The following is an 11,305-nucleotide window of genomic DNA, read 5'->3' as shown; positions in this document are numbered from 1 at the left end:
TAATCATCTCATATTTCTCTTGAATTTTCCACCTAATTTTCATCTAAAATGTTATCTAAAATGTTATCCACAGCGGTTTCCGCAAGCTGTTTCCTATATAATAAAAAAGGACCAGCAGATAATATTTATCTACTGGTCCTTTCTCACTAAGATACTTCAACTATTTTAATATCTGTAGTAACTACTTTGGCATCTTTCTTGCCAATTAAGGTGCCATTAGAAGATATGAAAATGTTTTTTGCTATAACTAAATCCATAAGAGCATTCACCTCTACTTCTGTTACAATGGCATCTCCATTCTCATCAGATTTAATATCATCTGCTGTTAAAGTGAAATACTCACCCTCTGTGTTTGTTAAAAATCTCATAACTAAATTTTGCAAATTAATGGCAGCTTAGATCACTGCCACATGCTATTTTCCCCATAGAATATTCCTTGATATAATACCTTTCAAGTATTGAAAGGTCAATATTATTAAGCTATTCCAAGTAGCTGTTTTTCTAGGGTATTAAAATCATAATTTCTTTGTTCATAGTCGCAGAAGTTGCTTCTTTTCACTTTTTTATCTACGACTATGCTCTTTTTATTAGCCCACCGTTTTTGATAAGCTAATACATCACTATCTGTTTTTAAGCCATTACTAATCCAATTGCCGAGTACTTTAGTTATATACTTCATCGTTTTAGCATTATAATTAACTGCTTCGTGTATGGCCATAATGATAACATCGCTATTTACGTGTCTTGTAAAGTCTAATATTTTCTCATATACCAAAGGTGTAATGGCATGTACATTTTCCTCAAATACTTTAATTACAGTGTTTAAACCATTATCCACAGCAGCAGATTTATTATCTTGTTTTATTATATCTACAGTTTCCCTCGCTATTGGTAATTCTCTAATTATTGCTTCCCTTTTAGTTATTACTACTTCTTCTTTATTTATTAATTTTTGTTTTTTATTTATTACTTCTTGCTTGTTACTTCTTATTCTATTACTTGGTAGCCCCTGATAAGCCCCTTGCAAGTCCCTACTAAAGGGCTTGTCAGAATGAATCTCAATTAATTTATTGATTTGATTATTTTCTACATAAGAATCATTTAATCATTTATAATAATGTTTTCAAAAATTTTTTCTACATCTAAATGATCTAACACACATTTTTCAAATAAAACTTTGAGAAATTCTCTATTCTTCACCTTGCTCATCTCTTTATTCACGCATTTGATAGCATTTGGATTATTAGGAATGTTGTATTTCATCCAATTTATCATCATGATTTCTTTGGTCTCTTCACAATATAGTATTTTTTTATAACTGATAAATTTTTCAATTAACTTATCCACTGTTTCTCTATCAAAACCCGTTTCCATTTCTATAAACCTCTTTGATAATTCATAAACGCCACTCTGAGTTGATTTAGTATTTGTTAAAAGATATAAATAAAAGAACTTCTCCTGCGTTGTAAGTTCAAGAACAAAACTATCACTCCAAAATTCTGTATAAAGCTGTCTATATTTAGCCATTATTATTACCCCCAATGATTTTAATTCTAGTTTTACAAACACGAGAAGCTCAATTATCTACTCTTAGCATCTATTTTTTTAATTTGAGTTTATAATACCTTCTTATTTACTATAGTTAACGGTTTAGGTAAAAAAGTATATTTTCTATAATCTAGCTGATTATCTATGCACCATTTCATTATTCCATTAAATAAAATTTAATTTCTGGAGTGTGATTTTTAATAAGAACACGGTGAACATTTGCCACGTCTACCCCATAGCCCTTGCAAGGCTTGTATAACTTTTATTAAATCGTTCATTCATTAAATGTTTTAATACGAATTTATTTAAACCCATTTTACTTTTTCCTTTTTAACATTACATTAATTACAGTTAATTACATTATATGCAATTAATATATCATATTCATTTATTAATAACAATACTTTTTTTAGTATTTATGTATAATTTTAATAAAAATATATTGACTATAAACAATGAATAATGGTATAATATTCTAATAAGGGGTGGTTAAATGACTGACTATAGCAATTTCGATCTAGTTACTTTCGCAATATTATTAGGAAAAGCCAAAGGTGACCGTTCAATTAATCACTATGCAATTACAGTTGGTGTAAGTGCGGCGCACATTTCAAGACTACTTAGACAGCTAGTAAAATCGCCTCCATCTCCAGATACAATTAGCAAATTTGCTGGTGGCGCCGCAAATGGGGTTACCTATACTGAATTAATGATAGCCGCTGGCCACATAGAGGATAAAACTGAAGAAGTATCTACAGATAATAAGAGAGTTCAAATTGTGGAAAACAAGAAGAAATTTTTTCAAATTATTATATCTGACTTATATACCCGTGATTTTGAATGGAATTTAAATAAGACCATCGATGGTCCTGCTGACTTAATGCTTGAACTATCTAACTGGGAATATTCTAAATGGTATATACAAATTAAACCCTTCGTTACTTCTAGAACGATTTATAACGTTTATGGGCAAATAGCTTCTATTGAAATGTCATCAGATATAAAAGTATCCATTGCAGTTGGAAGTAAAAATGAATATGAACTTTTCATTAGCAATCCTCCCAAATCCTTAAGAGCTAATCTTTACGTAATGCTAATAGATATAGCAAGTGGGAAAATAACAAAAGAGGAAAAGCTATGCCAGTATTAACTTAACAGTTTCCATTTTGAAGTGAAACCAGAGCTAAACTTAATAAATTCATAAGCAAAAAAGACTATACTTTAACATAGTCTTTTTTGCTCGTATATATTAACTTGTCTGAACTATTTATTTGATTTTATTTAAAAATAACAAGCATTTAACATTATGAACTATATTTGTTATTATTTTAAGACTTCTTTGACATTGGTTTGTTTTCAGAAAATTCTTCAGTGTTTTTCATCCTATTTACTCTTATGATACTATATACATTGTATAATACCACTATACCTACATCCATTAATATAGGATTGTCAACTATAACAGTGTGATGGTATTTAGCTGTTTCAGATACAACCAATGTTAATTTAGTCCAAGAATATGTAATAGCTGTTATAACACTTGGAGTTCCTCCTACTGGTTTCCACAATGATGCCTGTATGCTTTTCATCATTGTTCTCATACTAATTAATATGTACCCTAAAAGTAATACATTCATAAGTAACATCCCGTTAATCTTATTTTTAATTTTCTGATTCATTATATTATCACCTCTTCTTCATTATATTATTATCAACTCAATTAAATACAAACTCCACTTAAATCTATAGAAATTATAACATAATACCACATCACTATATTCGTATTTTAGTCATATTGTTCACTAAAAACTCCGGACGCAGAGTGAGGCATTAAGCCATAAGCTGCATTAAGTATTATTTGAATATTATTACTAGTACGTCACATATAATATCAATAATCTTATTTATTGTTAAAATCTCATTTGCATTTACAAGTAGTTTTCTTATATCAATAGGACATTGGCAATAAATCGAAAAAATTGCTCGCGTTATATTTACGTGAGCAATTTTTTCTCATGTTATATTAATTAGATCATAAAATAATAAAAGTAGAGAATTTAATTTAACATATAACAATTTACACTTATTTAAAACGTATATGATACATTCAGAATGTCAATATACACTAAAGCAAGTAACCCCATCGAATATCCCCGATGTTCTTATTATTCAACTTTTCTAAGGTTTTTAGATATTTCTATAATTCTACTATCATTATATGACACTTTCATACTTATACTATTTACATCTATTTGAAGTCTGTCTATTTTATCATCAATAATCGTTATATGTTCAGAATCACCTTTATATCCGTCCAAAAGAGCATCACTTGTAGGAATGAGTTCTCCGTCTATTCTTGCACCTAATTTTTTAATCTCATTTTCAAGACCTTCAAGTCTATTATCAACATTATTAAATTTATCAGTATGAATTTTAACCTCTTTTTTAGTTTCTTGAACCTCAATATATATTTTTTCTAATAGATCAAACATTTTATTCTCATCCATAAATATCACCTCATTTCTATATTATATCATTCTAAATTGCAATTGAATATGTTTTATTTATTTGAAAGTATTCGTGCCTCTATAAGATTTTTAATCACATAACCAAATAGTTGTATTTTAAATCCATCCTTTTAATAATAATTTTTCCTCAGAAGTTATGTTATTAAATCATCTCCTGGGTCGCTGCAATATTAACGACTATATTCTTCAATCTTTCATAACTACATTCATGATAACTGTTGAAGAAAAAAAGCAACCAAAGACCAAACAGCAGCCATTTTTAATATTATTACAGTAATCAATATTTTTTTCGTTCAAACAATAATATTGATACAATGCTTCTGATGCACCATATACAAATCCATGCCATATTATTTGTTAATATTCAGCTCTGCAAATCAAATAACTAATAAATTGTTGGTTCAGTTGGCTTTTCCCCCTTTATTATGTTTTTAACATTCCTTAAATAGTTCATTATTATGATACTATATACTCAAGCTCAAATAATTTGGAGGTATAATAAAATGCATGATGATGAAATAGATAATATAAGAAATTATTCAATAATATCAATAATAGCGATAATAGTAGTTGTTATTGTCTTATATAATTATGTAAGCTATAATCACAACAAATATGTTGATATAAATGATTTAGTAAATAAAGCTTATACAAGTTCAAAAGGATACGATTCTGATATTGCAAAACATATGTCTAAAGATGTATACAATAAGTCAAATAGCTATAGTGCATACAAGGATTTCGAGTGCAAAAAGCCTATAAAACTTTCTTTAAGGTTAACCGAAATCAATCAACATAAAATTAATGGAAAGGTATATGTATATATGAAATATGATTTTGATGTACTTGATGCAAATAGGAAGTCAGTTTCAAGCTCAAGGGATATTCCTGTTGTATTTACAGTTACAGGAACTAATAAAAATTTATACATAGAAAATGTACAAGAGTATGGGGATGGTGTAGAACCAGTACCTAAAATATACAGATAACACCATTTAAGTACAGTTTTATAATAGCCATACGAATATTATCCTCTGCTTTCAATAATACGTACTTTGCACGTCATTATTAAACTTACGAGAAAATACATTATTCATTTTAAACAACACGAAATCTACCAACTTCACAATTAAAAATCCAAATATCAAACCTGCTATTACATCTACAACCCAGTGAATCTCCAAGTACATTGTGGAATAAATGACACTTAAGCAGAAAAATCCCCACACCCATTTGAATATAGTATTATGCTCTCTAATCACCAAAAGAAACATGGCAAAAGCTATGGACGTATGCATCGATGGTAATCCATTCAAAGTACTTTGTGCTGCCTCAGCATGAGACATATTGCGTGCAAGAGGATCAGCATGTCCATAAACAAACCAAACATTTTGGAGGTAAAAAGTAACGTAAAATGGGGTAATTAAAAACACCTGAAATATATGCGCTGACAAAGTATATCTTAGCATCTTCTTAAAATCAATTGATAGTGCCGCTCTATAGAATGGAATAAGAACTGACATTGCAAAACCATTAGTATAAACTAGTTTCATATATGCAGTAAACCAAGTAGACTTGAATATTCTTGTAATAGAAGCATTATTAAAAGGTATATTAACAAATAGGCTATTAAGATTAAAAGTAATTGCTCTACTCATTTCCCATTTCAATACATAATGCCAAATAGTATTACCAAAAATAAAAATAGTGAAAACAAAAACAATGTAAGGTATAGCCACAGTTAAAAATTCAACTTTATTTACATCTCTACGTATATCAGTTATTGCTGTAAAACTTGTAAACGAAATTAAAAAGATATAGCCTGTATATTGGACTAATATGATATGAAAAATAAGATTTAATATTGCCATAATTAAAAATAAAATACCAAATGAAATACAATAATTTTTTTGAATTAGACTTGAAAATTTCATTAGCTTATTAGTTTCATTTATATAAATGTTTTCTTTAAACATTAAAAATACCCCTCCTCATAGTGATAACTTGTAGCTTTGTTATTGTAATGTTAAATAGTATTACTCAATTACTCAATGAGCATCACTAAATGTTTCAACATTTTTTGAATTTACTCATGTACGTATTTCATATCTTTACATAAGAATTATATTATATCTACAGCATGTCTATACTGTGCCGAAATATCGAACAAATTGTAAACAAATCAAACAATCGTTCTCTATGTTGTTATCTTGGGCTCCGTTGGCACTCAAAAATTAATATTATTCATTTTTCATATGCACTGCTGAAATTTATAACTTATATACTTTAATCGCAAATTGCTATAAATAATAAAAGTGACAATGATTTACGCACAGTCTTTAGTATGTAATGTAAAATCAGTATAAATACCTCAGGGGCCTACCAGTAAATCGGTAGGCCCCTGATATCATTACTTAGTGTTGTAGTGCTTGTTTTAGTTCCAGCTTTTACATTTATATTACTCGATGATATCTCTTGAAAAATTGCCTTGATGCCTGGTTTAGATTTAAGTTCATTTAAATCTGTCTCATCAATAGTAGCCGTTTTTGTAAGTGAAACGGTTATAAGGTTAGTACCTATAAACTACTTATCTAATCACTAATCTCCTTTAGAGTTATCTTCTGTGGGTTTTATATCATAAGGCTTTACAGCTGTTAATGGTATAGTTTTATCTAAATCTATTTTTGTAAATTTCTTTTTCTCTAAAACAGGTTCATTTTCTTTTCTTTTCTCTGTTTTACTTTTACTTTTCTTCTCTTTTTGTCTTTTTATATAATAAATTTCTGCAAATATACTGCTTAAAATTAAAGCTATTAGCAATTGCCAAACTATATTAATATTTAATATGTAATTTTTATAAAGTGTAGATAAAGTTGAAGTTTTTTTATGTATTGTAGCATCTAATATAGTATTTAGAAATTTTATTGAATGTACTAAATATTTTTGCATAAAATTAATTTTTAAATTTACGAGTACTGCTAATACAAAACTGGCAATACAAAAATATATTTTTTTAACTTTCTTTGTGTTTATAAGTACGAGTGTTAGAACTATTGTAAGTATCACACTAGGTAAGCTTACAATTACAAATAAAACTAATGTTATAACTGCTATTGTAGATAGTATAATTCGATCTGAGCCCATAGTATGTTTGTCATTATTATTCATTTTTACCTCTCTTCACGTTATTACATGATTTTTCTTATAATGATAAGGCATACCTACGAAGAGGAAATATTAGTGAATGATTCAAACTTAGGCATAAATTTTAAATATAGATATTAAAAATCAAAATATTTATTTTATTATATTTCATGGCATTTGTGTTTTACATATAACTATCCTATACCCCCATAGTTTCCTTAACATATATAAGTATATACTATTTTCACTGTATAAAAGGTATCTAATTGAGAATATGGTATATTAGAGAGATTATGCAATAAACCGTTTAATTATATTGTATGTTTTCTAACTAGTTACATCTGAAATTTAGAATTTAAAATAAGTAAATACTTCATGTATAATTTAATGCAAAAATAACTTTCAAAAGAATTTAGATGAGATATCATTAATTCGAAATTTGAATATCATATAACTGTTGTTTAACAATAAGCTTGTCCAGTTGTTGACTTACAACGATGACTTTACTATCAGTTAAACTATGACTTTCCATTATTAACATTTCTAAATTACTTCTAAGTACTTCTATATTTTTATTCATAACTTTACCCCCTATAAAAACCCTGAATTTATATAATAATACATATTAAGTAAATTTACAACAGTAAATTTAAACTATTGACAGAATATTGCATAGAACTTAGATTAGAGATAGTAACACGTTAACAAATACAATTCAAATAGAAAGAAAATAAATAGCTATAAACAATTGGTTAAAGTTGCTATTGATTATAACAATAAATATAGGTATTAAAAATTAAAACATATTGTTATTAATAATACTATAAATTTTTTTGATAAAATAAACCCAAATATAACAAATGTCGTGAAATTATATATTCCATTACATTTGTATTTACCCATCATATTTATGTTTAAAACATACTTAAGTCGCCAGTATCTAAACCAAGATATTTATAGTTGCCTGCATCTTTTACATATTTATACACTACTTCTTTCCATTTCTTTTCAGTACGTTCTTCAGGTTTTAATCCGCTAATAGTTAATTAAAATAAGCAAAGGAGACTTAAATAAATATGGATTACAAAATTGAGAAAATGAAAAAATCTGATTGGAAACAGGTAGCAGAGGTAAGCATTTATATTAGTGAAAAATATAAAGGTCAAGGAATAGGAACGACTCTACTCACAAGTTTAATCAAACTGTCAGAAGAAAACGGGTTCTAGAGTTTGTATTTGGGGATTATCAGAAAAAATACTGCAAGTATTTCATTACATAAAAAATGTGGATTTAGAGAAATTGGAATAAGAGAAAGAATTGCTAAAATGAGAAATAAAAAATGGTTAGATGTAATTTTAATGGAACGTAGAAGTAAGATAGTTTGTTTAACAAAGCTTACTCCTATATTAAATACTTTTTTACAATCTATTGGGAACTGATTTTCTCTAACTTGTGCTTTTTTCTTTTCATCAAAACATGTTACAACATATTTTGAATAATCATTAAACTGATATGTATCATTTACGAACAATGATTCAAAAGATCCAAAAAGTCTTTCCATAGATTTTTCTACAAATGAAAGTCCTTGTTCATATCCTACAGCTTTCATTTGCTCATTATTTACATTCATAGTATAGATAAATCCAGTTGGTATTTTCTTTCCAAAAAGACTTGAATAGGATGCATCATAAACTAAATACGGGAACATAAATCTTTCTATAAAAGATCTCATTTCTCCAGTAACTGCTCCAAAATATATGCTTATTTAAAAAGTACGTTAAATATACTAAATTATTTTTATCATGATTTTACCCCTTAAATTACTGTTACATTAGTCAAGTTTGCTTTGCTACCTTTTAAAACAGCATAAGTTAACTTATCCATTGTAGCGCCGTCAAAAATTGTTTTTTTTACCTCAGCGTTTTTAAAATAAACATTTCTAAAAATAACATTTTTAAAAGATGTTCCTTTTAAACTCGCACTGCTAAAAATAGTCCCCCTAAGTGTTTGATTATCAAAACACACGTCGTACAAATCTGAATTGCTAAAATCTGTATAATCAAAGATACAGCTTTTAAGACTCGTATATCTCAGACTAACCTGAATTAATTTTGCTCCGGTAAGATTAGCACCATCAAATATTACATTAGTCAAATTGCAACCTTTAAAGGAGGTGTTAGTTAAATCTGAGCCACTAAAATCCGATCCTTTAAGGCCACTGCTGTTAAAGCTTCCATCATGTAAAGTTACATTTTTAAAATTCGTAATTTGTAAATCGCTACATTTAAAGGAGCTATTACTTAAATCTGAATTGCTGAAGTCTGATTCTTTAAGGGCACTACCATTAAACTTCCCATCATGTACTTTAACACCTTTAAAATCAGAATTCTGAAGGTTAATATTAGAAAAATCCTTATTTACCATCTGCTGTAACTGTTTTGACTTTGTAGCAATACTTTCTATTAGTTCTGATACATCTCCAATGGACTCGATAGTCATGTTATAAGCAGTGACCTCATCGTAACCCTGATTCTTCAAATCACTCAACTTTTCTTGTAAATCATTTGATAACTCTTCTTTCAATTCTTTAACAGGTTGCAAATTCTCATAAGGTAAAAACACTCCATCTAGAAATTTCATTAATTTATCATTCATTGTTATTGCCTCCTTCCACTTATAATAATTTATCTAAAATACGTTTAGCATTTTCCCAATTTATTTTATTTTGGAGATATGTCTCTTTCCCTTTTTCGGTGATTTTATAATACTTTCTCCTTCCACCTTGGGTCTCATCTCCCCAATATGAAGTTATATCATCATCATTATCGAGTCTCTTAAGGCTTGAATACATGGTAGCCTCTTTAAGTTCATACTCACCACCAGAATCTGAATGTATCAATTTCGATATTTCATACCCATATTTATCACTACTCATCAATAATTTTAAAATAATTGTATTCGTATGTCCTCTGAGTAAATCAGAGGACATTTTATTATCGGCCATCCCGTCACCTCCATATTTAAAATATACATCATATTACTATTACTGTCAATGTACTATTATCATAGTTATACTATAATAGGATTTAAATAAAACAAATGCCGTGAAATTGGTTTTCCGCGACATTTGTAGATATTAATATCTTTAATAGAATTTCCCCCCACATCGCTAGATGTGAGGGATTTGTGTCAACATATAAGAATATTATGACCTTAATATCTCTTCAATTTTATCTGTCAACGTATATTCTTCATGTACCTCAATTTCATTATGAGAATTTACATAGAACCCTACATAGTTAAATTCTAATTTATAATCTAATTCTTTTCTAAATCTATATTGCTGTTTTGGATTTACTTTTTTTAAGGCTTCCTCCTTGGAGTACCATTTTACTTCGGCACTTTCATCACTGGTCGTTAAATCACCTGATATGTACTTACAAATAAAATCTATATTGACAATTGCCGGTATCTCTTCAACCCCGTTACAGCCTTTTTTCATTTTCGTATTTGAATAAATTCCAACAATATTAATTATCTCTACATTAACACCAGTTTCTCCCTTTATTTCTCTAATTAATCCTTGGGGTACCGTTTCACCTGTTTCAACAATTCCGCCTGGATATTCCCATCCTTTGCACGAATTTTTAACAAGTAAAATTTCATTTTTATCATTTGTAATAAGCCCCCCCGCAGTAACTATATGTGTTGGCAAAATCATAAGACAACCTCCTCATTTTTTAAAAGGTTTATTTCTAATAATAGATTTTATTCTTCTGATTTTTCAAGATTCATTCGATCCACTTTTATTTTCTTTTTTAATATTGTAATACGGTCGGCTATATCTCTTTCAGTTAACCAACTATAATATGATATTCCTCTGCCATATTCTTTAATTGATTGATTTAAGGAATCTATCTCCTTATACCAAAATTTCTTGTTAGCATATAAATATTTTGTCTTTGCAGTATATCTGTAGACGTGTAGTTTAATATATCCTAATAATATAAGTAACTTGCAAATTTAAGTAACCCTTAAAATATAAAAAGGATAAAGGAATATGTTAATTAAATTTAACATTCCTT

The 11,305-nt window shown here is 28.1% G+C and carries 13 protein-coding genes and 1 pseudogene; 3 read left to right on the top strand and 11 right to left on the bottom strand.

The annotated features are described in order from the left end of the window. Positions 1-146: 146 nt before the first annotated feature. The 3 genes from KPL38_RS15625 to KPL38_RS15615 all read right to left on the bottom strand — a co-directional run bounded on the left by KPL38_RS15625 (position 147) and on the right by KPL38_RS15615 (position 1,527). Positions 147-383: a DUF2922 domain-containing protein gene (locus KPL38_RS15625; protein ID WP_246577993.1), complete on the bottom strand. Its 237-nt coding sequence runs from the start codon at positions 381-383 to the stop codon at positions 147-149. 92 nt (positions 384-475) lie between these two features. After that, complete coding sequence (locus KPL38_RS15620) at positions 476-1,027, bottom strand: DnaD domain-containing protein (protein ID WP_216290094.1); 552 nt, start codon at positions 1,025-1,027, stop codon at positions 476-478. A 74-nt stretch (positions 1,028-1,101) separates the two neighbouring features. Beyond that, entirely contained in the window at positions 1,102-1,527 is a 426-nt protein-coding gene (locus tag KPL38_RS15615) for a replication protein (RefSeq protein WP_216290093.1), read from the bottom strand. Between the two features lie 514 nt (positions 1,528-2,041). Between KPL38_RS15615 and KPL38_RS15610 the strand changes: the two genes are divergently transcribed. After that, complete coding sequence (locus KPL38_RS15610) at positions 2,042-2,698, top strand: hypothetical protein (protein WP_216290092.1); 657 nt, start codon at positions 2,042-2,044, stop codon at positions 2,696-2,698. 178 nt (positions 2,699-2,876) lie between these two features. Here the strand turns inward: KPL38_RS15610 and KPL38_RS15605 are convergent, their stop codons facing one another. Both KPL38_RS15605 and KPL38_RS15600 read right to left on the bottom strand, forming a co-directional pair. After that, entirely contained in the window at positions 2,877-3,227 is a 351-nt protein-coding gene (locus KPL38_RS15605; RefSeq protein WP_216290091.1) for a hypothetical protein, read from the bottom strand. 486 nt (positions 3,228-3,713) lie between these two features. Continuing rightward, the gene (locus tag KPL38_RS15600) at positions 3,714-4,055 is read right to left on the bottom strand and encodes a hypothetical protein (protein ID WP_216290090.1); all 342 of its coding nucleotides are present in this window, start codon (positions 4,053-4,055) and stop codon (positions 3,714-3,716) included. A gap of 524 nt (positions 4,056-4,579) precedes the next feature. Between KPL38_RS15600 and KPL38_RS15595 the strand changes: the two genes are divergently transcribed. Further along, positions 4,580-5,065, top strand: coding sequence for a hypothetical protein (locus tag KPL38_RS15595; protein WP_216290089.1), 486 nt, complete (start codon positions 4,580-4,582; stop codon positions 5,063-5,065). A 51-nt stretch (positions 5,066-5,116) separates the two neighbouring features. Here KPL38_RS15595 and KPL38_RS15590 read toward each other — a convergent pair whose 3' ends face one another. The 3 genes from KPL38_RS15590 to KPL38_RS15580 form a co-directional block, all read right to left on the bottom strand. Next, positions 5,117-6,052 carry a phosphatase PAP2 family protein gene (locus KPL38_RS15590; protein WP_216290088.1) on the bottom strand — a complete coding sequence of 312 codons (936 nt, stop codon included), beginning with the start codon at positions 6,050-6,052 and terminating at the stop codon, positions 5,117-5,119. A 622-nt stretch (positions 6,053-6,674) separates the two neighbouring features. Then, complete coding sequence (locus KPL38_RS15585) at positions 6,675-7,244, bottom strand: hypothetical protein (RefSeq protein ID WP_216290087.1); 570 nt, start codon at positions 7,242-7,244, stop codon at positions 6,675-6,677. 403 nt (positions 7,245-7,647) lie between these two features. After that, entirely contained in the window at positions 7,648-7,800 is a 153-nt protein-coding gene (locus tag KPL38_RS15580) for an aspartyl-phosphate phosphatase Spo0E family protein (RefSeq protein ID WP_216290086.1), read from the bottom strand. Positions 7,801-8,341: 541 nt separating this feature from the next. Between KPL38_RS15580 and KPL38_RS20380 the strand changes: the two are divergent. After that, positions 8,342-8,659, top strand: a pseudogene (locus KPL38_RS20380) (GNAT family N-acetyltransferase); the annotation flags it as partial. A gap of 376 nt (positions 8,660-9,035) precedes the next feature. Here KPL38_RS20380 and KPL38_RS15565 read toward each other — a convergent pair. The 3 genes from KPL38_RS15565 to KPL38_RS15555 form a co-directional block, all read right to left on the bottom strand. Then, positions 9,036-9,875, bottom strand: a complete 840-nt coding sequence (locus KPL38_RS15565; protein WP_216290085.1) for a pentapeptide repeat-containing protein — start codon at positions 9,873-9,875, stop codon at positions 9,036-9,038. A 19-nt stretch (positions 9,876-9,894) separates the two neighbouring features. Beyond that, the gene (locus tag KPL38_RS15560; RefSeq protein ID WP_216290084.1) at positions 9,895-10,224 is read right to left on the bottom strand and encodes a PadR family transcriptional regulator; all 330 of its coding nucleotides are present in this window, start codon (positions 10,222-10,224) and stop codon (positions 9,895-9,897) included. Between the two features lie 201 nt (positions 10,225-10,425). Beyond that, complete coding sequence (locus tag KPL38_RS15555; protein ID WP_216290083.1) at positions 10,426-10,941, bottom strand: NUDIX hydrolase; 516 nt, start codon at positions 10,939-10,941, stop codon at positions 10,426-10,428. Positions 10,942-11,305: the final 364 nt, after the last annotated feature.

The organism is Clostridium psychrophilum (assembly GCF_018861705.1).
Taxonomy (GTDB): Bacteria; Bacillota; Clostridia; order Clostridiales; family Clostridiaceae; genus Clostridium_AD; species Clostridium_AD psychrophilum.
This window is presented reverse-complemented; position numbering and strand designations above follow the sequence as displayed.